Raw genomic sequence first — 24,256 nt, 5'->3', positions numbered from 1 at the left:
GGCGCGGAAGGGGTGTCGAGCATAGCCTCTGGACAACGTTGTCAGCGGCAGGAAAGACTGTGGCCCCACACTGATGACACCGACTGATGACACCGACGCCCACCAGGAGAGTCGACAGCCATGGCACGTGACCTCATCGCCGCGCTGGACATCGGCGGCACCAAGATCGCGGGCGCCCTGGTGGACGGTGGCGGCAAGCTGGTCGTACGGGCCCGGCGCGCGACCCCCGCGCAGGGCGACGGCGCGGCGGTGATGCGGGAGGTCTCCGCGGTGCTGGCCGAACTCGCGGCCACCGCGCACTGGTCCCGGGTGGCCGCCGTCGGGATCGGCAGCGCGGGCCCCGTGGACGCCTCCGTGGGCACCGTCAGCCCCGTCAACATCCCCGGCTGGCGCGACTTCCCGCTGGTCGCCGGGGTCCGGGAGACCACCGGAGAGCTGCCGGTCACCCTCGTCGGCGACGGACCGGCGATGACCGCCGCCGAGCACTGGCAGGGCGCGGCGCGCGGGCGCGCGGGCGCGCTGTGCATGGTGGTGTCCACCGGAGTCGGCGGCGGACTGGTGCTGAACGGGCGGCTCCACCCCGGCCCCACGGGCAACGCCGGGCACATCGGCCACATCAGCGTCGACCTCGACGGCGATCTGTGCCCCTGCGGCGGGCGCGGCTGCGTCGAGCGCATCGCCAGCGGCCCCAACATCGCCCGCCGGGCGCTGTCCGGCGGCTGGCAGCCGGGCCCGGACGGCGACACCAGCGCCGCCGCCGTCGCCCTCGCCGCGCGCGCCGGGGACCCGGTCGCGCGCGCCTCCTTCGACCGCGCGGCGCAGGCCCTGGCCGCCGGGATCGCCGCGACCGCCGCACTCGTCGAGGTCGAGGTGGCGGTGATCGGCGGCGGGGTGGCGGGCGCCGGGGACGTGCTCTTCGCGCCCCTTCGGCGCGCCCTGCGCGACTACGCGACCCTGTCGTACGTACAGGGGCTGGAGGTCCTGCCCGCGCAGATGGGCACCGACGCGGGGCTGGTCGGCGCGGCCGCCGCGGCGGCACAGGAACAGCGGCTGGAGGGTTTCGGTCCGGTGGGCGCGCCTGGCGGCCCGAGTTGAGCCGCGCTGTCACCCCCTGCCCCTAAGCTGTTCGCTCACTGCTTGCGATGCGAGGGAGCCGATGGTGGCACCGGGGGACAGGGGCGGTGATCTGTCCGGCAGACTGCTGGGCGGTCGCTACCGGGTGACGGGGCAGCTCGGCCGCGGCGGCATGGGCGTGGTCTGCAGAGCGGTGGACGAGCTGCTCGGCCGGGAGGTCGCGGTCAAGGTGCTGCGTGCCTACACCGACGCGTCCGGCGCGGAGCTGGCCGATCTGCGCACCCGGATGCAGCGGGAGGCGCGCGCCGCGGCCCGGATCCGCCATTCGGGTGTGATCACCGTGCACGATGTGGCGGACGAGGACGGGCTGCCGGTCATCGTCATGGAGCTGATCGACGGCCCGTCGCTCGACGATCTGATCGACGAGCGCGGCGTCGTCGACCCCCTGGAGGTCGCGCGGATCGGCGCGAGGGTGGCCGACGCGCTCGCCGCGGGCCATGACGCCGGGGTGCTGCACCGCGATGTGAAGCCGGGCAATGTGCTGCTCGACCGCGGCGGCCGGGTGGTGCTCACCGACTTCGGCATCGCGAGCATGGAGGCGCCCGACGACGGCGCCACCACCAAGCTGACCCGCAGCGGCGAGCTGATCGGCTCGCTGGACTACCTGGCGCCGGAGCGCGCCCAGGGCCAGGAGCCGGGCCCGGCCTCGGACGTGTGGGCGCTGGGCATGACGCTGTACGCGGCGGTGGAGGGTTCGTCGCCGTTCCGCCGCACCTCCGTGTGGTCGACGCTGACCGCGATCGTCACCGAGCCGCTGCCGGAGCCCCGGCTGGCCGGTCCGCTGACGCCCGTCCTGCGCGAGCTGATGGACAAGGATCCGGAGGGGCGTCCCACGGCGGCCGAGGCGCGGCAGCTGCTGGAGGCCGTCGCCGCCGGGGCCGCGCCGGAGCCCGGCCCGCCGCGGCTCCGGCCGCCCCCGCCACCGGCTCGGCAGGTCCCGCGTACCCCCACCGCACCGGATGTCGCGGCCGCGCGGCCGCGGGTGGCCGCCGGTCCCGGGGCGGGCGGTGCGCCGGGGCCGGGGCGCGGCCGGACGCGCGTGCTGGTGGCGGCGGCGGTCGCCGGTGTGGTGCTCGTCGGGGGCGGGGTGACGTACGCGCTGCTCGGCGGCGAGGGCGGCCGGACGACGGCGGGCCGCTCGCCGGGACCGACGGGATCCGGGTCGCCGGAGGCCACGGGAGCGGGATCGCCCGAGCCGACGGGATCCGGTTCGCCGGGGCCCACGGGGACCGGATCACCGGCGTCCGGCGCAGACGACGGCAAGGGAGAGACCGGGAAGGCCACCGGATCGGCCTCCCCGAGCGCGAGCCCCGGCGCCGCCCCGGCCTGCAGTGACATCGGTGGCGGCAAGTACAACTGCGTGGTGTGGCGCGACGCCACGTCCTACACCCACGGCGGCGAACCGGTCGGCGCCCTGAAGCAGGGCGTCAGCTACTTCTACTGCCAGGAGAATCTGAACCGCCCCGAGCGGTACGGCAAGTGGACGAACGTCTGGTGGGCGAAGACGGACGACGACAACGGCAACAAGGACGTCTACGTCAGCGATGTGTACGTCCGGGGCGGCGACAACGACCAGCCCCTCCCCGGGCTGCCGGTCTGCTGAGACCGCGGCAAGGGGGAGCGGGCCGGTCGCCGGGGCGGGACGTCAGCAGGTGAACGCCGCGTCCGCCCAGTCCCCGTGGTCGCTCGTGACGTCGTCCCCGCCGTCGGTGACGACGAGCCGGACCGTCGTCGCGCCGTCGACGTCGGCGGTGATGGCCTTGGCCGGGTCGGCGTTGGTCAGCGTCCCGGTCGACAGCGCCTTGGTGCCGTCCGCCCAGACCTCGAAGGCGACCGTTCCGGCGGTGCCCTCCTCGTCGTCCACGCCGACCTTCGCGCTGAACGCGGTGCAGTGGCCACCGGTGTAGTACGTGACCTCACTGGGCGCGTGCACGCCCAGGCCCTTGGCGTGGACGGTGCCGTCGAGGGTGATCGGATGACCGTCGCCCGCCGCGTTCTCGCCGACGCTGGTGTCCTTCTCGACCGGGCCCCAGCCGTTGGCCGCGCTCAGCCACGGCAGATCGCTCGCGTACGTGGCACCGGAGGGCGGCGCGACCACCACATGGACCGGCACGGGCAGTTCGGTGCCGACCTCGTCGCCGCGCGCCGAGCGGTAGGAGGCACGTACGGTCAGCTCGTACGCCCCGGGCTCGACGTCCTTCGGGGCGGTGACCTGCCAGCGGGTAGCGAGCCTGCTGCCGGTGGGCAGGGTGGCGGCGCGGGTCGGCCAGGTGGTCCTGACGCGCCAGCCGTCGGGGCCGGTGAGCCGGACCCGGGCCTGGTGGGCCGGGGTGCCGCCGAAGTTGCGGAGCGTCGTCTCCACGGGTGCGGTGGCCCCGGCCTCGGTCAGTGGGGCGGCGCCGACGCCGAGTTCGGCGGCGGGCGGGTAGGAGGCCCAGCGCCGGTCGGCGGAGACGCGGTAGAACACGGTGCCATGGGCCGGGACGGTGGCCGCCACGGAGCCCGCGGTGTTGTGGTCCTGGTGCCGCCACAGATCGCGCAGCCGGTAGCCGTCCGCCTGCGGCAGGCCGAGGCGGGCCGCGGTGGTGGCGATGCGCTGCGGCTGGTCGGACTCGTTGAAGAGGGCGACGGCGCGGCTGCCGTCGGCCATCTCCTTGACGATCACCCAGCGACCGCCCTCGGAGGAGAGCACGGTGCCCTGCTTGCCCAGCGGGTCCTGGTCGACGGCGATGACATCGCGGTTGCCGAGGATCTCGAACGCCTTGGCGTCGGCCTTGCGCAGATCGGTGCCGATCAGCAGCGGTGCGGCCATGACCGACCACAGCGAGAAGTGGCTGCGGTACTCGGTGTCCGTCATGCCGCCGTTGCCGACCTCCAGCATGTCGGGGTCGTTCCAGTGGCCGGGCCCGGCGTACGGGGCGAGCGGCAGGTTCTTCTTGGCGATCGACAGCATGCTGCCCCAGCTGTCGCTGATGTCACCGGTGGTGCGCCAGAGTTGGCCGACATCCGCCGCCCATTCCCAGGGCTTGTTCTGCCCCCATTCGCAGATGCTGTAGACGATCGGGCGCCCGGTGGTCTCGGAGGCGGCCTTCAGCGCGTCCCGCATGGTGCGGTAGCGCTGCTTGGCGTCTACTCCCTGGTTATTGCAGTTGTCGTACTTGAGGTAGTCGATTCCCCAGTCGGCGAACTGCTGGGCGTCCGACCTTTCATGGCCCAGCCCGCCGGGGAAGCCCGCGGTGTTGCAGGTCTTGGTGCCCGCGCTGGTGTAGATGCCGATCTTGAGGCCCTTGGAGTGGACGTAGTCGGCGACGGCCTTGATGCCGTTGGGGAAGCGCACCGGGTCCGGGACGAGCTTGCCGTTCGCGTCGCGCTGCGGCAGCGCCCAGCAGTCGTCGAGGTTGACGTAGGTGTAACCGGCCTCCTTGAGCCCCTTGTTCACGAAGATGTCAGCGATGCCCTTGACCATCGCCTCGTTGAACTCCGCGCGGCAGTGGGTGGAGTTCCAGTTGTTGAAGCCCATCGGCGGGGTGAGCGCGAGCCCGTCCCCGGCCGTCTCCCCGGCCGGGGCGGCCTTCCCGGGGCGGGTGGGCTCGGCCGCGGCCGACTGGGCGGCGGCGGGGAGGGTGAGACCGGCCGTGCCGAGCAGTGCGGCGGTCAGTCCTCCGATGATTCTCTGTCTCGCGGTACGTAAAGAGCGGTGGCGCATGATGCGGATCCTCCGTTCTCAACGGGTGACGCAGCGTTGTGGGCGCGTCACGTGCGAGCGTTTACGGTAGGCCGTGTTGGAGTCTGTTGGAAGAGATGCGATAACAGTTGTTCGATATCTCGTCCAAACCCTTGACTATGCCGCCTCTTGCCCGATGTGATCCAGCCACTCGCGTTCGGTTGTGTTTGATTGATCCTCTATGGAGGGCGCATGGCACAGTCATCGTCAGGACATCGGATCTCCCGTCGGACGTTGCTCCGGGGCACCGCGGTCGGAGCAGGGGCGGTCACCCTCCCGGCGCTCCTCACCGCCTGTGGCGGTCCCGGCAACGAGGTGAAGATGGGCTCCAACGCCTCGGACGCCGTGCCCCGCAAGGCGTTCGCCGAGGTGTTCGCGGCGTACGAGAAGAAGTCCGACAAGAAGGTCAAGGTCAACACCGTCAACCACGAGGCCTTCCAGGAGGGCATCAACCGCTATCTGAAGGGCACCCCGGACGATGTCTTCATGTGGTTCGCCGGGTACCGCATGCAGTTCTTCGCCGAGCAGGGGCAGCTCGCCGAGATCGGCGATCTCTGGAAGGGCTTCAACGGCTTCTCCGACGCGCTGAAGAAGCAGTCCAGCGGCAAGGACGGCAAACAGTACTTCGTGCCGTATTACTACTACCCGTGGGCGGTCTTCTACCGGAAGAGCGTCTTCGCGCAGCACGGCTACGAGATCCCCAAGACGTTCGACGACTTCCGGGCGCTCGCCAAGCGGATGGACAAGGACGGCCTCGACGCCTTCGCCTTCGGCGACAAGGACGGCTGGCCCGCCATGGGGACCTTCGACTATCTCAACATGCGGGCCAACGGCTACGACTTCCATGTCTCGCTGATGGGCGGCAAGGAGTCCTGGACCGATCCCAGGGTCAAGCACGTCTTCGACCTGTGGCGCGGCCTCATGCCGTACCACCAGCAGGGCGCCAACGGGCGCACCTGGCAGGAGGCCGCGCAGAGCCTGGCGCAGAAGAAGTCCGGCATGGCGGTCTTCGGACTGCCCCACCCCGGGCAGCAGTTCCCCGCCGCCGACCGCGATGACCTGGACTTCTTCCCGTTCCCCGAAATCGACTCCGCCTACGGCCAGGACGCGGTCGAGGCGCCGATCGACGGCTTCCTGCTGGCGAAGAAGTCCAAGCGGCAGAAGGAGGGCAAGGAACTGCTGAAGTACCTCGCCACCCCCGCCGCCGAGGAGATCTACCTGAAGCGCGACCCCAACAACATCGCGTGCAACGACAAGGCGGCCACCTCCTCCTACAACGCCCTGCAGAAGAAGGCCGTCGCACTCGTCTCAGGGGCCAAGCAGATATCGCAGTTCATGGACCGCGACACCCGCCCCGACTTCGCGTCGCAGGTGATGATCCGGGCGATCCAGCAATTCATCAACAAGCCGGACGACATCGACGGCCTGACCAAGGACATCGAGTCCCAGAAGAAGACCATATTCGCCGACGGCTAGGAGAATCGCGCCGTGCCGCTCACCACCGCGCGGCGTGCCAAACGGCGGGGACCGCGGAGGTTCACCTCCCGCGACCTCGCCGTCATCGGCGTGCTGCTGGGCATACCCGTCCTGCTCGACCTGGCCCTGGTCTGGGGCCCGACCCTCGCCTCCATCGGACTGTCCTTCACCAGCTGGGACGGGATCGGCGACCTCCACTGGATCGGCTTCGACAACTACCGGAACCTGTTCACGGAGTATCCGCCGTTCTGGCCCGCCGTACGCAACAATCTGCTGTGGGTGGCCTTTCTCGGCCTCGTCGCCACGCCCTTCGGACTGCTGCTGGCCGTGCTACTCGACAAGGGCGTCCGGTTCAGCCGCTTCTATCAGTCCACCCTCTATATGCCGGTGGTGCTCTCGCTCGCCATCGTCGGCTTCATCGCGCAGCTGGTCTTCTCGCGCGACCAGGGCGCGCTGAACGCGATTCTCGGTGACAAGAGCCATCCGGTGGACTGGATCGGCGATCCCGACCTCAATATCTGGATGGTGCTGCTCGCGGCCGCATGGCGGCACACCGGGTATGTGATGATCCTCTATCTGGCGGGGCTCAAATCGGTCGATCCCTCGCTCAAGGAGGCCGCCGCGATCGACGGTGCGAGCGAGACCCAGAGCTTCTTCCGGGTCGTCCTGCCCACGCTGCGTCCGGTCAATGTGATCGTCGGCGTCATCACGGTCATCGAGGCGCTGCGCGCGTTCGACATCGTCTACGCCATCAACCACGGCCGCAACGGGCTGGAACTGCTCTCCGTGCTGGTCACCGACAACATCATCGGTGAGGCCAGCCGGATCGGATTCGGCTCCGCCATCGCCGTCGTCCTGCTCACCGTGTCGCTGGGATTCATCGTGACGTATCTGGTCCAGGAGCTGCGAGGGGAGAAGAAGGGATGATCACCGACATCCGCCCGGCCCCCGCACCGGCCGTCCGTCCCGTGACCGGTCCGGGGCGGCGCCGGGTCCGCCCCGGACGGCTCGGTCTGCACGCCTTCCTGATGACCGTCTCGCTGGCCTTTCTCGCCCCGCTGCTGCTCGCCGTCTACGCCTCGCTGCGGCCGTACGAGGAGACCGCCGAATACGGCTATTTCTCGCTGCCGCGCCATCTGTCGTTCGACTACTACGCCCAGGCGTTCAACGACTCGGGTATGGGCAAGTACTTCCTCAACTCGATCCTCATCGCGGTCCCCGGAGTACTGCTGACGCTGTTCCTCGCGTCCTTCGTGGCCTTCTCCGTCACCCGGCTGAAAATGCGGGGCGGGCTCGTCCTGCTGATGGTGTTCACGGCGGGGAACCTGCTGCCGCAGCAGGTCATCGTCACCCCGCTCTATGTTCTGTTCACCAAGATAGAGCTGCCCTACTGGATGTCGGACTCGATGACGATGTACGACTCCTACTGGGCCGTGATCGCCGTTCAGGTCGCCTTCCAGGTCGGCTTCTGCGTCTTCGTTCTCGCGAATTTCATGCGCACCCTGCCGATCGAGATCATCGAGGCGGCGGTGGTGGACGGCGCGGGGGTGTGGACGCAGTACTGGCGCATCACGCTGCCGCTGTGCCGGCCGGCTCTCGCCGCTCTCGCCACGCTGCAATTCACCTGGATGTACAACGACTTCCTGTGGGCGCTGGTCTTCATCTCCGACGGCGACAAGCTGCCCGTCACCTCCGCGCTCAACAATCTGCGCGGGCAGTTCTTCACGGATTACAACCTGCTGGCGGCGGGCTCGGTGCTGGTGGCGCTGCCCACGGTGCTCGTCTTCCTGCTGCTGCAGCGCCACTTCATCGCCGGGCTCACGCTCGGCGCCAACAAGGGGTGATGGGGGAGGGGTCACTGTGGTGTACGGGGCCACAGTGACCCCTGGGATGCGGGCGATCTCTCACTCAGTCGTATTCGGGCGTTTCCGTGGCAGGGTGATGCGGGCAACTGTCAGGAGGCGATGGATTAGGGGGAAATGTGATCGTCTGGCTGAACGGTGCGTTCGGCGCGGGGAAGACCACCGCGGCCCGTGAGTTGGTGGACTTCATGCCCGGCAGCACGTTCTACGACCCGGAACTGGTCGGCAACGGACTGCGCATGATGCTGCCGCGCAAGCGTCTGGAGCAGGTATCCGACTACCAGGACCTGCCGTCGTGGCGGCGGCTGGTCGTGGACACCGGCGCGGCGCTGATCGCGGAGGTCGGCGGCCCGCTCGTGGTCCCGATGACGGTCCTCAGGCAGGAGTACCGCGATGAGATCTTCGGCGGCTTCGCCGCCCGGCGGATCCCCGTGCGGCATGTCCTGCTGCACACCGACGAAACGATCCTTCGCAGGCGCATAGCCGAGCGCGAGGAGATACCCCGCGACCCGGACGCCAGCGAGTCCGTGCGCCGCTGGTGTCTGGACCACCTCGCGCCCTACCGCGCGGCCCTGGACTGGCTGACCACCGACGCCCATGTGGTCGACACCACCGGGCTCACCCCGCGCCAGACCGCCGAGCGCGTCGCCGACGCCGTTCGCGAGGGCGCCGGGAGCTGCGACATCGTGCAGACGCCCGAACCGACGGCCGAAACCCTGGCGGCGGGGGTCCTGCTCTTCGACGAGGCCGACCGGGTGCTGCTGGTCGACCCCACGTACAAGCCCGGCTGGGAATTCCCCGGCGGTGTCGTCGAGCGCGGCGAGCCGCCGATGTGCGCCGGGCGCCGCGAGGTGGCCGAGGAATTGGGCGTACGGCTCCACGAGCCGCTGCGGCTGCTGGTCGCCGACTGGGAACGGCCTCAGCCGCCCGGCTACGGGGGCCTGCGGCTGCTGTTCGACGGCGGTCGGCTCACCACCGGGGAGGCCCAGGAGATGCTGCTGCCCGGCGCCGAACTGCGCGGCTGGCGCTTCGTCACCGAGACCGAGGCCGCCGACCTGCTGCCCCCGGTCCGGTTCAGCCGCCTCCGCTGGGCGCTGCGCGCCCGCGAACAGGGCCGCCCGCTGTACCTGGAGGCCGGAGTCCCGGTGGGCTGACCGACTGTCCACGGCCGTGCGCCGGGCCCTCCGGGGCCCGGCTGGGCGGGGCCGGGGGTCAGCCCTTCTTGCCGGTCGCGTACGCGCCCAGGAACAGCGCCTCGGTGAGGGCGAGCTTCTCCAGCTCCTCCGGCGAGACGCTCTCGTTGACCGCGTGGATCTGCGCCTCCGGCTCGCTCAGGCCGATCAGCAGGATCTCCGCCTCCGGGTACAGCGAGGCGAGCGTGTTGCACAGCGGGATCGAACCGCCCTGGCCCGCGGTCGCCATCTCCTGGCCGTCGTACGCCACCCGCATGGCCTCGCGCATCGCCTCGTACGCAGGGCTCCCGGTGTCCGCGCGGAACGGCTGGCCCTGGCCGACCTGCTCCACCGCGACCCGCGCGCCCCACGGCGCCGCCGCCTCCAGATGGGCGGTCAGCAGCCGGTTCGCCTCGGCCGCGTCCACGCCCGGCGGCACCCGCAGGCTGACCAGCGCCCGCGCGCTCGCCTGGACGGAAGCGGTCGCGCCGATGACCGGCGGGCTGTCGATGCCCAGCACCGTGACCGAGGGGCGGGCCCAGATGCGGTCGGCGACCGTGCCCGAGCCGATCAGCTCGACCCCGTCGAGCACCCCGGCGTCCTTGCGGAAGTCCTCCTCCGGGTACTGGAGGCCGTCCCAGGCGGTGTCCGGTTCGAGGCCGTCGACCGTGGTCGAGCCGTCCTCCGCGCGCAGCGAGTCCAGCATCCGGATGAGCGCGGCGAGCGCGTCGGGGGCGGCGCCGCCGAACTGGCCGGAGTGCAGATTCCCTTGAAGGGTGTCCACCGAGACGCGCAGCAGCGTCATCCCGCGCAGCGTCGAGGTGACGGTCGGCAGCCCCACCCGGAAGTTGCCCGCGTCGCCGATCACGATCGCGTCGGCGGCCAGCAGTTCCGGATGCGCCTCGGCGTACCGCTCCAGGCCGCCCGTACCCTGCTCCTCCGAGCCCTCCACGATCACCTTGACGCCGACCGGGACGCCGCCGTGCTCCTTCAGCGCGCGCAGCGCGGTGAGATGCATGATCAGGCCGCCCTTGCAGTCCGCCGCGCCGCGCCCGTACCAGCGGCCCTGCCGCTCGGTCAGCTCGAAGGGCGGGCTGAGCCAGGCGTCCTCGTCCAGCGGCGGCTGCACGTCGTAGTGCGCGTAGAGCAGCACCGTCGGGGCGTCGGCCGGGCCGGGCAGGAAGCCGTAGACGGACTGGGTGCCGTCGGGGGTGTCCAGCAGCGCCACGTCCTGGAAGCCCTCGGTACGCAGCGCGGCCGCGACCCACTCCGCGGCGGCCTCGCACCCGCTGCGCGGGAACTGCGCCGGGTCCGCCACCGACGGGAAGGCCACCAGCTCGGCCAGCTCGGCCAGGGCGCGGGGCTGCAGGGCGGCGACGGTGGCGGCGAGGGCCTGTTCCATGGGGGAACGCTCCTGGGATACGCGGCGTTGGGTGATGATGTGCGGGTTGCGCGGAGGCCCGATCATCCCACAGCAGGTTCGCGCACAGGTGAGCCGTAGGATGCCCGGTAGGCGCATGCAGGACGGGCGATTGGGAGCGGAAGCACACGTGAGCAGCGACAACGCAACCCCGGACAATGAGACGGTATGGGATGTCGTCGTGGTCGGCGCGGGGCCCGCGGGTGCCTCCGCGGCCCACGCCGCGGCGTGCGCCGGCCGCCGGGTGCTGCTGTTGGAGAAGGCCGAACTGCCGCGCTACAAGACGTGTGGCGGCGGCATCATCGGCCCGTCGCGCGAGGCGCTGCCGCCCGGTTTCGAACTGCCGCTGCGTGAGCGCGTCCACGCGGTGACCTTCTCGATGAACGGCAAGCTGTCCCGGACCCGCCGCTCCAAGCAGGTGCTGTTCGGGCTCATCAACCGGCCGGAGTTCGACGCCGGTCTGGTCGAGGCGGCCAAGGACGCGGGTGCCGAGGTGCGTACCGGGGTGGCCGTCACCCGCGTCGAGCAGCACGGACCGTCCGTCCCGGACCGCCGCACCGTGGCCGTCGTGCTCTCGGACGGCGAGACGGTGCTGGCGCGGGCCGTGGTCGGCGCGGACGGCAGCGCGAGCCGGATAGGCGCGCATGTCGGGGTGAAGCTCGACCAGGTCGACCTCGGCCTGGAGGCGGAGATCCCGGTTCCGGAGACGGTCGCGGAGGACTGGGCGGGCCGGGTGCTCATCGACTGGGGCCCGATTCCCGGAAGTTACGGCTGGGTCTTCCCCAAGGGCGACACGCTGACCGTCGGCGTCATCTCCGCGCGCGGCGAGGGTGCCGGGACCAAGCGCTATCTCGAGGACTTCATCGCCCGGCTCGGCCTCGCCGGATTCGAGCCGAGCGTCTCCTCCGGCCATCTGACCCGCTGCCGCACCGACGATTCGCCGCTCTCCCGCGGCCGGGTGCTGGTGTGCGGGGACGCGGCCGGGCTGCTGGAGCCGTGGACGCGGGAAGGGATCTCCTTCGCGCTGCGCTCGGGCCGTCTCGCGGGGGAGTGGGCGGTACGGATCGCCGAGGCGCACGACGCGGTGGACGCCCGGCGCCAGGCCCTCAACTACGCCTTCGCGATCAAGGCCGGTCTCGGCGTGGAGATGGGCGTCGGACGGCGGATGTACGCGGCGTTCGCCCGCCGCCCCGGGATGTTCCACGCGGCGATCACCGGCTTCCGTCCGGCCTGGCGCGCGTTCACGAAGATCACGCGGGGTACGACGACGCTGGCCGACCTCGTCCGCACCCACCCGGCGGCGCGGCGCGCCCTGGCGGCGATGGACAAGGGGTAGCGGACGCCTACGCGCCGGTGGCGCTGATGCGGAAGACCGGGTGCATGGGGGCGATCCGGGCGAGTTCGGCGTCGGGGGAGGCGGCGGTCACGCCGTCGAAGAAGGCGCCGACCTCCCATCCCCACCGCCCCAGATAGGCCCGCAGCACCGCCGCCTTCTCCTCACCCTCGGGCAGTTCGGCGGCGGTGAACGGCCCCGTTCCGCGGCCCCTGCGCAGCTGTCCGCCCCCGGCCGCCCGCAGATTGCGCACCCATTGGGCATTGCCGCGCGCCGAGACGAGATAGCGCCCGCCGTCCAGGCTCAGCGGATTGACCGGTACGCGCCGCAGCTCCCCGCTGGACCGGCCGGGCACGGACAGCTCCGCCGCGCCGAAGAGGCTGAGCCCGTGGCGCGACAGCCAGGCCACGGCGCGGTGGACGGGCATCTCGAAGCGGCGGGGCTCGATGTAGTGCTGTGTCATGACGTCCTCCGTCGGCCGTGAGCCACGATGAGAGCAGTGCTCTCGTTCAAGAGCAGTGTGCACCGTGCGTCGCGCCATGGCAAGAGCAGTGCTCTCGTATGGGGTCACTGCTCCGAACGGTGGCAGACTGGACCGCATGACCGTGATCAGAGGGGCCAGGGAACGGGCCCGCGTCGACGTGACCACCGCCATCAAGGAAGAGGCGCGCCGCCAGCTGGCCGACCAGGGCGCGGCCAAGCTGTCGCTCCGGGCCGTCGCCCGCGAGCTGGGTATGGTCTCCTCCGCCCTCTACCGCTACTACCCGAGCCGCGACGAGCTGCTGACCGCGCTCATCGTGGACGCGTACGACGCGATCGGCGCCGCCGCCGAGGGCGCGCTCGCCACGACGCGCGGCGGCGACGAGCCCGTGGCGCGCTGGACCGCGGTCTGCCGGGCGGCCCGGGGCTGGGCGCTCGCCCACCCGCACGAGTACGCGCTGATCTACGGGTCCCCGGTGCCGGGCTACTCCGCGCCCCAGGCCACCATCGCCCCCGCCGCCCGGGTCGCCCTCGCCCTCATCGCCGTCGCCCGCGACGCCCACGCCGCGGGCGCCCTGCGCGTACCGGCGGAGGCGGAGCTGCCGGAGGGGGTGCGGGCGGACATGACGGCCCTGGCCGAGACCCTCGGTACCGAGCTGCCCGCCGCGGCGCTCGCGGCGATCGCCGCGGCGTGGGCGCAGCTGTTCGGGCAGATCAGCTTCGAGCTGTTCGGCCAGTTCGAGGGGGTGGTGGAGGCGCGGGAGGAGTTCTTCACGCACACGGCCACCGCCCTGGGTCGACAAGTGGGTCTGGGCTAGGACTGGCCGCCGGGGTCTACTCCGGTGGGAGTACGGGGGGCCACCACGTGCGGGGGACGCCGGTCGCGCCCGGCCGGTTTAGCGTTACCCGTATGCACAAATTCGCGGGGGAGTGGGGGCCGGGGCGCGGGCCGGGCGAGTGGTGGTGGCGCGCGGGGCCGTTCGGCCCGCCGGGCGCCGCCGTGCCCTGGCGCTCCTCGCTCGCCGTCGCCGTCATCCAGATGACGGGCACCGGGTTCGCCGCCCACCGGCAGCCGGACCGGGCGGACCTCGGCCCCGGTCTCTACGCGCTGCTCCTGGCCGGGCCCGCGCTGCTGCTCCTGCGCCACCGCCACCCCCGGCTCACCGTCCTCGGTGTCGCGGCGGTGACCCTGGGCTACCTCGCCGCGGGCGGCCCCAACGGCCCGGTCTTCCTCAGCGTCGTCGTCGCCTGCGTCGCCGCCATCGCCGCCGGTGAGCGGGTGGCGGCCTGGTGCGCGGTCGGCGCGCTGTGGGCGGGGCGGCTGCTCATCGCGCACTGGCTCTACCGCTGGCTGCCGCCCCCGGGCGACCGGGCCGCCGGATGGGGGCAGGAGGTGGCGGTCGCGGCCTGGGCGGCGGCGGTGCTCGCCGCGGCCGAACTCGTCCGCGTACGGCGCGAGCAGTGGGCCCGCGAGCGGGCGGAGCGGGCGGCGGCGGTACGGCGCCGGGCGGACGAGGAGCGGCTGAGGATCGCCCGCGAACTGCATGACGTCCTCGCCCACAGCATCTCGGTCATCAACGTGCAGGCGGGGGTCGGCCTCGCCCTCCTCGACCAGGACCCCGAACAGGCCCGCACCGCGCTGACCACCATCAAGGCGGCCAGCAAGGAGGCGCTGGGCGAGGTCCGCCAGGTCCTGGACACCCTGCGTGCCTCCGGCGCCGCCCCGCGCCAGCCCGCCCCCGGTCTTGACCGGCTGCCGGAGCTGACCGAACAGGCCGCGGGCGCGGGGCTGACCGTGGAGGTGGAGACGGAGGGCGTACGGGCCGCGCTGCCGCCGGGCACGGACCTGGCCGCGTTCCGTATCGTCCAGGAGGCGCTGACCAACATCGTCCGCCACTCCGGCGCACGGACCGCGCGGGTGCGATTGTCGTACGCCCCGGGCGAGTTGGCGCTGCGGGTGGACGACGACGGCCCGGCGACCACGGACGACACGGCGGACGGCGCGACGGGCGGCGGCAACGGCCTGGTCGGCATGCGCGAGCGCGCCGCCGCCCTCGGCGGCACGGTGGAGGCGGGCCCGCGCCCCGACGGCGGCTTCCGCGTGCACGCCCGCATCCCGTTCGCCGCCGCGTCCGCCACATCCGACCCGCCCGAGGAGACATCATGAGCAGCCGAGTGATCCGCGTCCTGCTCGCCGATGACCAGCTCCTGGTCCGCGCGGGCTTCCGGGCGCTGCTGGCCGCCCAGCCGGACATCGACGTGGTCGCCGAGGCCGCCGACGGGGAGCAGGCCCTGAGGGAGGTGCGCGAGCTCCGCCCCGATGTCGTGCTGATGGATATCCGTATGCCCCTCCTCGACGGCCTCGCCGCGACCCGCCGGATCACCGAGGACCCCGCCCTCGCAGCGGTGAAGGTGGTCATGCTGACCACCTTCGAGCTGGACGAATACGTCTTCGAGGCCCTCCGCGGCGGCGCCTCCGGCTTTCTGGTCAAGGACACCGAGCCGGAGGAACTGCTGCGCGCGGTGCGGGCCGTGGTCGACGGCGACGCGCTGCTGTCGCCCGGGGTCACCCGCCGCCTCATCGCCGAGTTCGCCGCCCGCTCGAAGGAGCCCGCGCCCGCCTCGGTCCTCGCCGAACTGACCGAGCGGGAACGGGAGGTGATGGCCCTGGTCGGAATCGGCCTGTCGAACGAGGAGATCGCGCGGCGGCTGGTCGTCAGCCCGCTCACCGCCAAGACCCATGTGAGCCGCACAATGGTCAAGCTGGGCGCACGCGACCGCGCCCAACTCGTCGTCCTCGCCTATGAGTCGGGGCTGGTACGCCCGGGCTGGCTGGGCTGACGCCCCCGGGCCCCCGCGTCAGAACAGCGCCTCGGGGCTCGCCGCCTCCCGCGCCGGGGCCTCCACCGGGGCCGTCGTCTCCGCGTCCGCCGCGGCCGCGCCGAGCGGACGGCCCGCCAGGAGACGGGCGTCCAGCAGCAGGGCGCGGCCGTCCGCCGCGGTGAGATGGATGTCCGGGCCCGCCACGCCCTCGATGCGCCCCGCCACCGTGCGATCGGCGGCGAGCCGCACCACCCCCTGTACCGGACTCAGCCGCTCCAGATGGAACGCCTCGTCGTGGTGGACCGGCGCGAAGGCGGTGAGGGCCAGCGACTCCGGCAGACCGGCGAGCCCACTCGCCCGCGCGTGCAGCGCCGCGAGCTCGGCGGCGCGGCGCTCCCGGGGCGGCGGCGCCTCGCGCGCGGCGCGCTTGGCGGCGTACGGAAAGCGGTCCGGGACGCCGAGCGCGGCGCCCAGCACGGCCTCCGCGCGGCGCGCGGCCATCAGCGGGCCGCGGCCGAGCAGCGCGTACGACAGCGCGGCCTGCTCCAGCAGCCGTACGCCCTGCCGCTCGGCCGCCGTGATGCCGACCTTGACCAGCCCCGGTCCGAACCAGGCGAGATAGACGTCGTACGGGCGGGGGTCGTCGGTGCGGGTGTCGGCCGCGACCGAGTACGAACGGTCGAGCCGGGCGCAGTCCGCGCACTGGGCCGAGACCGCGGACGCCGCCACCTCGGCGGCGCCCGGGCACGGGGTGTGCCGGGCGCCCCGGCGCACCCCGGTGCACTGGCGCCCGGGCCCGGTGGTGAACGCCAGCCCGCAGCCCGCCATCAGCCCGGACGGCCGATCACCGCGGGCCGGGTGGTACCAGACCAGCGCGGGACCGGAGCCGTGGGACCAGCGCAGCCCCAGGCACCGCCACGGCACGCCCCCGGTCATCCGCGCCTCTGACCGAGCGGGCTCCGACCGGCCGGGCCCTGACGGAGCAGCCGCTGACGGGGCAGCCACCACAGCACCCGCACCACGCGGTAGGCGAACCCGGCGGTGGCCGCGGTGGCGGCCGCCGTCCGCCACGCGGTCTCCTGGGCCCGCCCCAGCTCGCCGAAGAGCGCGGGGCTCGCGACGGCCACGAAGAGGACGGCCGCCAGCAGTGCGCCCGTGACGACGGCGAACACGATCTCCACGGTGAGCGCGTCCCGGTCGGTCTGGCTACGGGGTCCGGTCATCCGGCATCAGTCCTCAGTCCTCGGTCCGCTGTTTCCTGTCCGCTCACACGCCGGAGTGCTCCCGCCACACCTGCGCCAGCGACAGATCGCCCTTGCCGCTCAGCGCGCTGTACGGCAGCCGGTTCCACGCCACGAGATACAGCTCGCCGGCCGGGCCGGTCAGCTCGCAGTCCGCGTCCCCCTCGGCGCCGCGCGTGGTGCGCGGGACGTCTTCGGAGAGCCGCACCGTCCAGACGTCATCAGTGTCGGTGGCCCGCAGCCGCAGGGTGCGCGGGGTGTCCATCCGCACCCGGCTGCGCTCCATCCCGTGGAAGCGGACCAGCAGCTCATCGATCCCGTCCGCCGCGAAGGCCGGGTCGAACGGCGAGTGGTCAGCGCCCAGCGCCGATTCCGCGTCGACCCGGTGGATCGCCGTCTCATGGGCCTGCCGCCGGGCCCAGAACGCCAGCGGTGAGGGAGCGGGCAGGAAGGTGAAGCACTCCAGATCCGGCGCGGCGTCGGTCAGCGCTTTGACCAGCGCGCGGTGCCCCTCCCGGTACCACGCCACCAGCTCGGCGCCGTCCAGCCCGGGCTCGTCACTCAGCTGAATCCGCCCCGTATGGCCCTCGGCGACATAGCGGGTCGCCCACCGGTGCACCCGCCCGATGTGCGACAGCAGCTCCCGGACCTGCCACTCGGGGCAGGTGGGAACCCGGGCGTCCGTGCCCGCCTTGGCCGCCGCGTCGGCCAGCAACTGTCCCTCGCGGTCGAGGACGTCGATCAGCTCGGCAATCTCCATGGCGGAATTCTGCCAGCCGCCACCGACATGCGGGGTGACCTGCCGGAATTCAACTACTCCCGGGACGTACGGCGTTGCGTGTGGCGTACGCGACGACGGCCGCGACCGCCGCCAGCCCCGCCACGGTGGTGAGCGCGGCGGGCAGCGAGAACCAGTCGGCGAGGAAGCCGATCATGGGCGGGCCCAGCAGCATGCCGCCGTAGCCGAGCGTGGAGGCCGCGGCGACCCCGCTGGGGCCGGTCAGCGCGCCTGCCCGGGCGATGGCCACGGGGAAGAGGTTGGCCAGGCCGAGCCCGGTGACCGCGAAGCCGAGCAGGGTGAGCCAGACCGTCGGCGCGAGCGCGCCCAGCAGCATCCCGGCCGCCGCCGTGGCGCCGCCCGCGGTCAACGTCGCGGTCTGGCCGAGTCGTTCGAGCAGTGCCGTGCCGGACAGCCGCCCGATGGCCATCGTCAGCGCGAAGACGGAGTAACCGGCGGCGGCGACCCCGGCGGACGCGTCGAGGTCCTGGTGCAGATGGAGCGCGGCCCAGTCCGCCATCGCGCCCTCGCCGTACGCCGTGCACAGCGCGATCAGGCCGAACACGCCGACCAGCCAGCGCGCGGCGCCCCGCCGCGCCCCGGTGGCTGCCTCGGCCGCCGGGCTCGTACGGGTTTCGGGCGGCGACGGCGGCGGAACGGCGAGCAGCGTCCGGCCCGCGGCCGCCGCGAGCACCAGCCCGACAGCGGCCAGCAGCGCCAGATGACGGGTGGGGGAGAGCTGGTCCGCGATCAGTCCGCCGAGTCCCGCCCCGGCCATGCCGCCGAGGCTGAACGCCGCGTGGAAGCTGGGCATGACCGGCCTGCCCAGCGCGGCGATGAGATCGACGGCCGCGCTGTTCATGGCGACGTTGAGCCCGCCGAAGCCGGTGCCGAAGACCAGCAGCACCAGGCCGAGGGCGAGTGCGGAATGGGTCAGCGGCGGCAGGGTGACGCTGAGGGACAGCAGCACGGCGAGGGCGACCGTCGTGGCATGGCTGCCGAAGCGGCGGCAGAGCCACCCGGTGGTCATCATGGTGGCCGTGGCGCCCACCGACACGCACAGCAGGGCGAGTCCGAGGGCGCCCGCGGAGGCGCCCGTCTGGTCCTTGATCGCTGGAATGCGGGCCACCCACCCGGCGAATACGAAGCCGTCGAGGGCGAAGAACACGGTGAGGGCGGCGCGGAGTTGGGAAAGGGCGCGCTCCGGGGCGGCGGCGCCACGTTTCCCCGGAATGGCCGTCCATGTTTTGTTTGGTGTCGGCACAAAGTGAGAATAGGGGCGTGACCCAGACACGGACAAGGCTCGAGCGGGGCCGGGGCGCTCTTGGCCCGGCACTGGCGCTCGTACATACCGGCCGCGCCCCCACTCGCGCGGTACTCACGACCGAACTCGGAGTGACCCGCGCGACCGCGGGGGCCGTCGCCGCGGAGCTGGAGGCGCTCGGTCTGATCGAGGTCGACGCGCGCCCGCTCGGCTCCGCCGGGGCGCAGGGCCGCCCGTCGCACCGGCTCGCGATCGCCCCGCGCGGCCCCGTCGCGCTCGCCGCCCAGGTGCACGCCGACGGCTTCCGGGCGGCGCTCGTCGGGCTCGGCGGGAACATCGTCGCCACCGCCCCCGGCCGCATGACGGTGCCCGCGGATCCGGTGCACGTCCTCGACGCGGTCGTCGAGGCCGGAGCCCAGCTGCTGCGCGAGACCGGCCGCCGCTGTGTGGGCGCCGGGCTGGCGGTGCCGTCCGCGGTCGCCGAACCGGAGGGCACCGCCCTGAACCCGCTGCACATCGCCTGGCCCGCGGGCGCGCCGGTGCGCGAGCTGTTCACCCGGAGCCTGGCGGAGGCGGGGATCGAAGGCGCGGACGGGGAACCCCTCACCGGCCACGCGGGCAACGATGTCAACCTCGCCGCCCTCGCCGAGCACCGGCACGGCGCCGGACGCGGCGCCCAGCATCTGCTGTGCGTCGCCACCGGACACCGCGGCGTCGGCGGTGCGCTGGTCCTCGACGGGCGGCTGCACACCGGCAGCGCGGGGCTCGCCCTGGAGGTCGGCCATCTGACCGTCAACCCCGAGGGGCCGCCCTGCCACTGCGGCAGCCGCGGCTGTCTGGACATCGAGACCGACCCGCTCGCCTTCCTCAACGCCGCCGGGCGCGACCACGGGCCCGAGGGGTCCCTGCTCCAGCAGGCCCGCGAGCTGATCCGCGACGACTACGCCGATCCGTCGGTGAGCGCCGCCGCCGAGCAGCTCATCGACCGTCTGGGCCTCGGGCTCGCCGGGCTCGTCAACATCCTCAACCCCGACCGCATCATCCTCGGCGGCCTCCACCGGGAGCTGTGGGAAGCCGACCCGGAGCGGCTGCGGGCGGTCGTCGCCGAGCGCAGCTTGTGGGGGCGGAGCGGGGGCGTACCGATCCTGGCGTGCACGCTGGACCACGGCAGCCTGGTCGGCGCGGCGGAGCTGGCGTGGCAGCCGGTGCTGGACGACCCGCTGGCGGCGCTGGGCGCGGCGTAGCCGTGCCGGCTGCGGCACGGTGTGGGCGTACCGGCGGCGTAGCCGTACCGGCTGTGGCGCGGCGTGGTCGTATGGGCTACCTCACCAGTGCCGCCCCTCGGGGAGCGCAGCCGGGCCGGGGGCGGACAGATGGAGCACCTGGTAACGGTCGCCGGGCTCGTCGGGCGGCGCGGAGTCGGCCCAGAGCGTGAAGCGCACCAGCTCCCAGCCGCGCGGGTCGATGCCGAGGGCCGCCGTGTGCAGGCCGTCCGCGGTCGCCCGCCGCCGCAGCTCCTCCACCGCGCCTTCGACGGCGGTCGCGGGGTCGGCGGCGGCCGGGACCGGCTCGGTGTGGCGGACGGCGGCGCGCGGTGCGGTGCCGTCCGCCGGGCCGCGGTGGAAGGCCAGCCCCTGCCAGTGCTCGACGACGGGGCGGCCGAAGTCCTGGACGATGCCCCGGAATCCGGGGCCCCACAGGAAGCGGTTCATGGCGTCCGGGGCGGACCAGAGGTAGAACGGCGCGTAAGCGTTGACCGGAGAGCCGTCGACCCCGCGCTGCCGGATGGCGTACGCCTTGAGGCCGAGCCCCGGGAAGTCGTCCAGAAGCGGCCCCTTGGACTCCACCCGGCGCCGGATGATCTCCATGTCGTAGTCGGCGGGCAGCGTGATCCGGTACTGCATCGCATGCATGAGCGGGCTCTCTCCTTCTCCGGTTCTCCGGCAAATCCCTTACCGGGAAGGGGAATCGGGCGCCCGGCAGGCGGTCAGCAGGGCGAGCAGACCCTCCACGGCGCTGTCGAAGGGCGCCGCCGACTCCGCCGCGCGGGCCAGGACATAGCCGCCCTGTACGGTCGCGACGACCGCCGCGGCGGTGCGCGCCGGGTCCAGCCCGGCCGTGAACTCGCCGCGCTCCCGCCCCTCGGCGAGGACGTCCGCCAGCCGTCCGCGCAGCCAGTCCAGCGTCTCGTCCACGGGCTGCCGCAGGGCGGGTTCGGCGATCACGTCCGGGTCCATCGTCAGCCGCCCGACCGGACAGCCGCGCAGCACGTCGCGCTCGCGCAGCAGATAGCCGCGGACGCGGTCGTACGCATTCCCGGGGCCGGACAGCGACGCCTCGGCGGCGGTCCGCAGCTGCTCGGCGGTGCGGCGGATGGCCGCGAGCGCGAGATCGGGTTTGCCCGTGAAGTGGTGGTACATGCTGCCCTGGCCCGCCCCCGCGCGCTGCTGGATCGCCTTGGGGCTGGTGCCCACGTAGCCGCGCTCCCACAGCAGTTCCTGAGCGCTCTCGATCAGCCGTTCCGAGGTGGTCATGCGCCCAGTGTACATACCAGTAGGTACAGAAGCGGCCGGTTCTCCCCGTGTACTCCCCGCGGACTAGACGAACTGCCCTCGGCTGTACGACGACCCGGGCGCCGCCGGGCGGGACGCTCGGAAGCGACCCTGCGGAACCATTGAGGAGCGCGATCACCATGAACACCCTGGCGCACGGCTTCGCCGACGGACCCGGACCCGGTCCGTGGATTCTCTTCTTCCCCCTGATGTGGGCGCTGGTCGTCGGCGGCGGGATCTTCCTGCTGCGGCGGACGGTGTGGCGCGGCCGCGCCCCCTGGCAGCAGGGCCGCCCGGCGCTCGGCGAGCAGTCGCCGATCGTGGTGCTCGGCCGCCGCTTCGCGGCCGGTGAGATCGACGAGGACGAGTACTGGCGTCGGCTGTCCGTCCTGGACGAGCAGTTCGGCCGTCACGCCAAGGGCACGCCCTAGGCGTGCCGTTCGGGCCGTCCCGTCCGTCGTGGGGGCGGGGCGGCCCGAACGCCCGGTGCCGATCCGTTCAGTGGGATACGGCCGATCGGGCGGCGGGTGCCCGCTCCCGTACGGGCGGCGCGGACGCCGCCGCCGGTGCGGGGGCGGGGGCCGTCACGGGAGCCGGTGCGGAGACCGGAGTCACGGGAGCCACCGGCGACACCGGCGTGACCGGGGACACCGGGGCCGGTGCGGAGGCCGGGGTGGGCGGCGTCGCGGGGCGGGCGACGCTCGCGCGATGCGACGGCGCGGTGCGGCCCGCTCCGTACGCCGCGCGGGGCGAGCCGCCTACGGTGGCGGGCTGCGGCACGGCCAGGGTGAACCAGACGACCTTGCCGCTGCCGTCGTCCCGTACGTCCATCCCCCACGTCTGGCTGACCGCCGCCACCAGCGCGAGCCCCCGGCCGTGCGTGGACGCGGGGTCGCATTCGCGGAGCCGGGGCAGCCGCGGATCCTGGTCGCGGACCGAGACCGTCAGGCGGTCGAGCAGGAGGGCGATTTCCACCGTGCACTGCTTGTCCGGCTCGGCGTGCCGGTGCACATTGGTGAGCAGCTCGGTGACGCCGAGTGCCGCCGGGTCGATGAGCGGATCCAGATGCCAGTAGCGCAACTGCGCCGACACGATTCTGCGGACCTGACCGATCCGCGACGGCAGGGCTTGCAGCTCCACCGTGCAATGCCTGCTAGGACGACTGATCACGGCTGCGACTCCCTGAAGAAGTTGGGGCTAGCCTGATGCAGATGCGGGCGACGAACGCGTGCAGCAGTGGTGGCTGCCGTGCGCGACCGGTGGGCCGGTTCTCAGCGTCACCGCTTGTTGACCCTCAGTGATACTGATGCTCGTCCAGGGTCGGTCCCCCCGCGCGCATGCGCAACTCGGCCGCCTTCACCCCTTGTGGGCGTGCCCCCGGGCGGATCGGACGGCGTCGAGGAAGCGACGGGCGGCACCGGACTCGGCGGGCTTGGTCTCCTGCTGGCCGAGGGTGAGGCGGTAGCGGGTGCCGTTGACGGTCGCCATGGCCTGGTCGCCGTCCACGAACCATGGCTTGCTCGCCCGGACCGACTGCACGGGGGCGCTGTCGATCTCGCGCCCGTAGCTGGTCAGCAGCTCCAGCCTGCCGTCCTTGATCGAGACCCGTCCGGCGCGGGTGACCGAGCGCAGAAATCGCTCGATGCGTACGCCCGTGGCGTTGAACTCGGTATCGGCCATCACGACCGCCTCCCCGGTGGCTTCCGACTGGCAAGCGTGCTGCTGCCTATTCTCCCTGCTGCGCAGTGTGCCCGTGACCGGGCCGGGGCACCAGGGCGCACTGGGGTCCATTTAGGATCGAATTGGACCGAGTATGCCACTCGGACCGGGCACGGGGCACAAGCACGAGGAGCGGCGTGGACAGCACAACGCGGGCGGTCGTCGACACGGTTGACGTGGACCGCAGCGACCACGACTACCGGAACTGGCTCAAGGAGGCCGTCCGGAAAGTACAGGCCGACGCGCAGCGTTCCGCCGATACCCACCTGCTGAGCTTCCCGCTCCCGGAGCGGTGGGGCATCGACCTCTACCTCAAGGACGAGTCCACCCATCCCACAGGGAGCCTCAAGCACCGGCTCGCGCGCTCGCTGTTTCTCTACGGGCTGTGCAATGGCTGGATCCGCCCCGGCAAACCCGTCATCGAGGCGTCCAGTGGTTCCACCGCCGTGTCCGAGGCGTACTTCGCGAAGCTGATCGGCGTCCCCTTCATCGCGGTGATGCCGCGCACGACGAGCCGGGAAAAGTGCCGCCTGATCGAATTCCATGGCGGCCAGTGCCATTTCGTGGACGACCCGCGGAAGATGTACGAGGAGTCCATCGCGCTCGCGGCGGAATCCGGGGGCCATTACATGGACCAGTTCACGTACGCCGAAAGGGCCACCGACTGGCGAGGCAACAACAACATCGCCGAGTCGATCTACCAGCAGCTGCGACTGGAGCGCTACCCCGAACCGGCCTGGGTGGTCGCCACGGCGGGCACCGGCGGCACCTCCGCGACCCTCGCGCGCTATGTGCACTACATGCAGTACGACACCCGGGTGTGCGTCGCCGACCCGGAGAACTCGTGCTTCTTCGACGGCTGGGTGCACCACGACGACCACGCGTGCAGCGAGTCCGGCTCGCGCATCGAGGGCATCGGCCGCCCGCGGATGGAGCCCAGCTTCGTGCCCGGCGCGATCGACCGGATGATGAAGGTCCCGGACGCGGCGAGCGTCGCGGCCGTACGGGCGCTGGAGCGGGCGATCGGGCGCAAGGCGGGCGGCTCCACGGGGACCGGGCTGTGGAGCGCGCTGAAGATCGTCGCGGAGATGGTGGCGCAGGGGCGCACGGGGAGCGTGGTCACGCTGCTGTGCGACCCGGGCGAACGGTATCTGGACAAGTACTACTCGGACGCCTGGCTGGAGGAGCAGGGGCTGGACATCGAGCCGCACGCGAAGGCGATCGAAACCTTCCTGGAGACGGGCCACTGGCCGGACCAGCGCATGCCCTGAGGCCGGT

Annotated in this window: 24 protein-coding genes; 13 read left to right on the top strand and 11 right to left on the bottom strand. The window is 72.5% G+C overall.

Features of this window, described 5'->3' with window-relative positions; translation table 11 throughout:
• Window positions 1-120: 120 nt before the first annotated feature.
• The gene (locus ACZ59A_RS39925) at window positions 121-1,095 is read left to right on the top strand and encodes an ROK family protein (RefSeq protein ID WP_470969404.1); all 975 of its coding nucleotides are present in this window, start codon (window positions 121-123) and stop codon (window positions 1,093-1,095) included.
• Between the two features lie 61 nt (window positions 1,096-1,156).
• A complete protein-coding gene (locus ACZ59A_RS39920) occupies window positions 1,157-2,737 on the top strand; it encodes a serine/threonine-protein kinase (RefSeq protein ID WP_470969401.1) in 1,581 nt (526 codons plus the stop codon).
• Window positions 2,738-2,779: 42 nt separating this feature from the next.
• On the opposite strand, the gene ACZ59A_RS39915 is transcribed toward ACZ59A_RS39920, so the two are convergent.
• Window positions 2,780-4,840: an NPCBM/NEW2 domain-containing protein gene (locus ACZ59A_RS39915; protein WP_470969399.1), complete on the bottom strand. Its 2,061-nt coding sequence runs from the start codon at window positions 4,838-4,840 to the stop codon at window positions 2,780-2,782.
• Window positions 4,841-5,050: 210 nt separating this feature from the next.
• Here ACZ59A_RS39915 and ACZ59A_RS39910 point away from each other — a divergent pair, with 210 nt between their 5' ends.
• The 4 genes from ACZ59A_RS39910 to ACZ59A_RS39895 all read left to right on the top strand — a co-directional run bounded on the left by ACZ59A_RS39910 (window position 5,051) and on the right by ACZ59A_RS39895 (window position 9,350).
• Window positions 5,051-6,334: an ABC transporter substrate-binding protein gene (locus ACZ59A_RS39910; RefSeq protein WP_470969397.1), complete on the top strand. Its 1,284-nt coding sequence runs from the start codon at window positions 5,051-5,053 to the stop codon at window positions 6,332-6,334.
• A gap of 12 nt (window positions 6,335-6,346) precedes the next feature.
• Complete coding sequence (locus ACZ59A_RS39905; RefSeq protein ID WP_470969394.1) at window positions 6,347-7,261, top strand: carbohydrate ABC transporter permease; 915 nt, start codon at window positions 6,347-6,349, stop codon at window positions 7,259-7,261.
• On the top strand, window positions 7,258-8,178 hold the full coding sequence (locus tag ACZ59A_RS39900) for a carbohydrate ABC transporter permease (protein ID WP_470969392.1): 921 nt from the start codon (window positions 7,258-7,260) through the stop codon (window positions 8,176-8,178). The genes ACZ59A_RS39905 and ACZ59A_RS39900 overlap by 4 nt, the downstream gene beginning before the upstream one ends.
• Window positions 8,179-8,315: 137 nt before the next feature.
• Window positions 8,316-9,350: an NUDIX hydrolase gene (locus ACZ59A_RS39895; RefSeq protein ID WP_470969389.1), complete on the top strand. Its 1,035-nt coding sequence runs from the start codon at window positions 8,316-8,318 to the stop codon at window positions 9,348-9,350.
• Window positions 9,351-9,408: 58 nt separating this feature from the next.
• Here ACZ59A_RS39895 and ACZ59A_RS39890 read toward each other — a convergent pair whose 3' ends face one another.
• Window positions 9,409-10,770, bottom strand: coding sequence for a M20/M25/M40 family metallo-hydrolase (locus ACZ59A_RS39890; protein ID WP_470969386.1), 1,362 nt, complete (start codon window positions 10,768-10,770; stop codon window positions 9,409-9,411).
• 148 nt (window positions 10,771-10,918) lie between these two features.
• Between ACZ59A_RS39890 and ACZ59A_RS39885 the strand changes: the two genes are divergently transcribed.
• Window positions 10,919-12,124 (top strand): geranylgeranyl reductase family protein, encoded by a 1,206-nt coding sequence (locus ACZ59A_RS39885; protein WP_470969383.1) that lies wholly within the window; start codon window positions 10,919-10,921, stop codon window positions 12,122-12,124.
• 7 nt (window positions 12,125-12,131) lie between these two features.
• Here ACZ59A_RS39885 and ACZ59A_RS39880 read toward each other — a convergent pair whose 3' ends face one another.
• Window positions 12,132-12,584: a nitroreductase family deazaflavin-dependent oxidoreductase gene (locus ACZ59A_RS39880; protein WP_470969381.1), complete on the bottom strand. Its 453-nt coding sequence runs from the start codon at window positions 12,582-12,584 to the stop codon at window positions 12,132-12,134.
• A gap of 136 nt (window positions 12,585-12,720) precedes the next feature.
• Between ACZ59A_RS39880 and ACZ59A_RS39875 the strand changes: the two genes are divergently transcribed.
• The 3 genes from ACZ59A_RS39875 (at window position 12,721) to ACZ59A_RS39865 (ending at window position 15,442) form a co-directional block, all read left to right on the top strand.
• The gene (locus ACZ59A_RS39875) at window positions 12,721-13,419 is read left to right on the top strand and encodes a TetR/AcrR family transcriptional regulator (protein ID WP_470969379.1); all 699 of its coding nucleotides are present in this window, start codon (window positions 12,721-12,723) and stop codon (window positions 13,417-13,419) included.
• A gap of 92 nt (window positions 13,420-13,511) precedes the next feature.
• On the top strand, window positions 13,512-14,768 hold the full coding sequence (locus tag ACZ59A_RS39870; protein ID WP_470969376.1) for a sensor histidine kinase: 1,257 nt from the start codon (window positions 13,512-13,514) through the stop codon (window positions 14,766-14,768).
• 8 nt (window positions 14,769-14,776) lie between these two features.
• Window positions 14,777-15,442, top strand: a complete 666-nt coding sequence (locus tag ACZ59A_RS39865) for a response regulator (protein WP_470969489.1) — start codon at window positions 14,777-14,779, stop codon at window positions 15,440-15,442.
• 18 nt (window positions 15,443-15,460) lie between these two features.
• On the opposite strand, the gene ACZ59A_RS39860 is transcribed toward ACZ59A_RS39865, so the two are convergent.
• Genes ACZ59A_RS39860 through ACZ59A_RS39845 form a run of 4 tightly spaced genes read right to left on the bottom strand, consistent with a single transcriptional unit; the run spans window position 15,461 to window position 18,707 of the window.
• On the bottom strand, window positions 15,461-16,360 hold the full coding sequence (locus ACZ59A_RS39860) for a DUF2797 domain-containing protein (RefSeq protein ID WP_470969374.1): 900 nt from the start codon (window positions 16,358-16,360) through the stop codon (window positions 15,461-15,463).
• Window positions 16,357-16,647 carry a DUF6332 family protein gene (locus ACZ59A_RS39855; protein WP_470969372.1) on the bottom strand — a complete coding sequence of 97 codons (291 nt, stop codon included), beginning with the start codon at window positions 16,645-16,647 and terminating at the stop codon, window positions 16,357-16,359. Before ACZ59A_RS39855 ends, ACZ59A_RS39860 begins: the two co-directional genes overlap by 4 nt.
• 43 nt (window positions 16,648-16,690) lie before the next feature.
• The gene (locus tag ACZ59A_RS39850) at window positions 16,691-17,425 is read right to left on the bottom strand and encodes a maleylpyruvate isomerase family mycothiol-dependent enzyme (protein WP_470969369.1); all 735 of its coding nucleotides are present in this window, start codon (window positions 17,423-17,425) and stop codon (window positions 16,691-16,693) included.
• Window positions 17,426-17,474: 49 nt separating this feature from the next.
• A complete protein-coding gene (locus ACZ59A_RS39845) occupies window positions 17,475-18,707 on the bottom strand; it encodes an MFS transporter (protein WP_470969367.1) in 1,233 nt (410 codons plus the stop codon).
• Between the two features lie 17 nt (window positions 18,708-18,724).
• Between ACZ59A_RS39845 and ACZ59A_RS39840 the strand changes: the two genes are divergently transcribed.
• On the top strand, window positions 18,725-19,951 hold the full coding sequence (locus ACZ59A_RS39840) for an ROK family protein (protein WP_470969365.1): 1,227 nt from the start codon (window positions 18,725-18,727) through the stop codon (window positions 19,949-19,951).
• 81 nt (window positions 19,952-20,032) lie between these two features.
• On the opposite strand, the gene ACZ59A_RS39835 is transcribed toward ACZ59A_RS39840, so the two are convergent.
• Window positions 20,033-20,620 carry a DUF4865 family protein gene (locus tag ACZ59A_RS39835; RefSeq protein ID WP_470969362.1) on the bottom strand — a complete coding sequence of 196 codons (588 nt, stop codon included), beginning with the start codon at window positions 20,618-20,620 and terminating at the stop codon, window positions 20,033-20,035.
• 39 nt (window positions 20,621-20,659) lie between these two features.
• Complete coding sequence (locus ACZ59A_RS39830) at window positions 20,660-21,241, bottom strand: TetR/AcrR family transcriptional regulator (protein WP_470969360.1); 582 nt, start codon at window positions 21,239-21,241, stop codon at window positions 20,660-20,662.
• Window positions 21,242-21,399: 158 nt separating this feature from the next.
• Between ACZ59A_RS39830 and ACZ59A_RS39825 the strand changes: the two genes are divergently transcribed.
• Window positions 21,400-21,690, top strand: coding sequence for an SHOCT domain-containing protein (locus tag ACZ59A_RS39825; protein WP_470969358.1), 291 nt, complete (start codon window positions 21,400-21,402; stop codon window positions 21,688-21,690).
• 67 nt (window positions 21,691-21,757) lie between these two features.
• Here the strand turns inward: ACZ59A_RS39825 and ACZ59A_RS39820 are convergent, their stop codons facing one another.
• Together ACZ59A_RS39820 and ACZ59A_RS39815 are read right to left on the bottom strand one after the other, a co-directional pair.
• Entirely contained in the window at window positions 21,758-22,429 is a 672-nt protein-coding gene (locus ACZ59A_RS39820; protein ID WP_470969356.1) for an ATP-binding protein, read from the bottom strand.
• A gap of 186 nt (window positions 22,430-22,615) precedes the next feature.
• Window positions 22,616-22,939 (bottom strand): hypothetical protein, encoded by a 324-nt coding sequence (locus ACZ59A_RS39815; RefSeq protein WP_468053417.1) that lies wholly within the window; start codon window positions 22,937-22,939, stop codon window positions 22,616-22,618.
• A 176-nt stretch (window positions 22,940-23,115) separates the two neighbouring features.
• On the opposite strand from ACZ59A_RS39815, the gene ACZ59A_RS39810 reads away from it, so the two are divergent.
• On the top strand, window positions 23,116-24,249 hold the full coding sequence (locus ACZ59A_RS39810; protein ID WP_470969354.1) for a PLP-dependent cysteine synthase family protein: 1,134 nt from the start codon (window positions 23,116-23,118) through the stop codon (window positions 24,247-24,249).
• Window positions 24,250-24,256 lie beyond the last annotated feature (7 nt).

Source organism: Streptomyces sp. NPDC040405 (genome assembly GCF_055595765.1).
Note: the sequence above shows the minus strand (reverse complement) of the source record. Positions and strands in the feature narration are given on the sequence as shown.

What these genes read in the sequence shown, in the direction of transcription:
- ACZ59A_RS39925 (WP_470969404.1), top strand. Translation starts at nt 121, where the DNA reads ATGGCACGTGACCTCATCGCCGCGCTGGACATCGGCGGCACCAAGATC.
- ACZ59A_RS39920 (WP_470969401.1), top strand. Translation starts at nt 1,157, where the DNA reads ATGGTGGCACCGGGGGACAGGGGCGGTGATCTGTCCGGCAGACTGCTG.
- ACZ59A_RS39915 (WP_470969399.1), bottom strand. Translation starts at nt 4,840, where the DNA reads ATGCGCCACCGCTCTTTACGTACCGCGAGACAGAGAATCATCGGAGGA.
- ACZ59A_RS39910 (WP_470969397.1), top strand. Translation starts at nt 5,051, where the DNA reads ATGGCACAGTCATCGTCAGGACATCGGATCTCCCGTCGGACGTTGCTC.
- ACZ59A_RS39900 (WP_470969392.1), top strand. Translation starts at nt 7,258, where the DNA reads ATGATCACCGACATCCGCCCGGCCCCCGCACCGGCCGTCCGTCCCGTG.
- ACZ59A_RS39890 (WP_470969386.1), bottom strand. Translation starts at nt 10,770, where the DNA reads ATGGAACAGGCCCTCGCCGCCACCGTCGCCGCCCTGCAGCCCCGCGCC.
- ACZ59A_RS39880 (WP_470969381.1), bottom strand. Translation starts at nt 12,584, where the DNA reads ATGACACAGCACTACATCGAGCCCCGCCGCTTCGAGATGCCCGTCCAC.
- ACZ59A_RS39875 (WP_470969379.1), top strand. Translation starts at nt 12,721, where the DNA reads ATGACCGTGATCAGAGGGGCCAGGGAACGGGCCCGCGTCGACGTGACC.
- ACZ59A_RS39870 (WP_470969376.1), top strand. Translation starts at nt 13,512, where the DNA reads ATGCACAAATTCGCGGGGGAGTGGGGGCCGGGGCGCGGGCCGGGCGAG.
- ACZ59A_RS39860 (WP_470969374.1), bottom strand. Translation starts at nt 16,360, where the DNA reads ATGACCGGGGGCGTGCCGTGGCGGTGCCTGGGGCTGCGCTGGTCCCAC.
- ACZ59A_RS39855 (WP_470969372.1), bottom strand. Translation starts at nt 16,647, where the DNA reads ATGACCGGACCCCGTAGCCAGACCGACCGGGACGCGCTCACCGTGGAG.
- ACZ59A_RS39850 (WP_470969369.1), bottom strand. Translation starts at nt 17,425, where the DNA reads ATGGAGATTGCCGAGCTGATCGACGTCCTCGACCGCGAGGGACAGTTG.
- ACZ59A_RS39835 (WP_470969362.1), bottom strand. Translation starts at nt 20,620, where the DNA reads ATGCATGCGATGCAGTACCGGATCACGCTGCCCGCCGACTACGACATG.
- ACZ59A_RS39830 (WP_470969360.1), bottom strand. Translation starts at nt 21,241, where the DNA reads ATGACCACCTCGGAACGGCTGATCGAGAGCGCTCAGGAACTGCTGTGG.
- ACZ59A_RS39825 (WP_470969358.1), top strand. Translation starts at nt 21,400, where the DNA reads ATGAACACCCTGGCGCACGGCTTCGCCGACGGACCCGGACCCGGTCCG.
- ACZ59A_RS39815 (WP_468053417.1), bottom strand. Translation starts at nt 22,939, where the DNA reads ATGGCCGATACCGAGTTCAACGCCACGGGCGTACGCATCGAGCGATTT.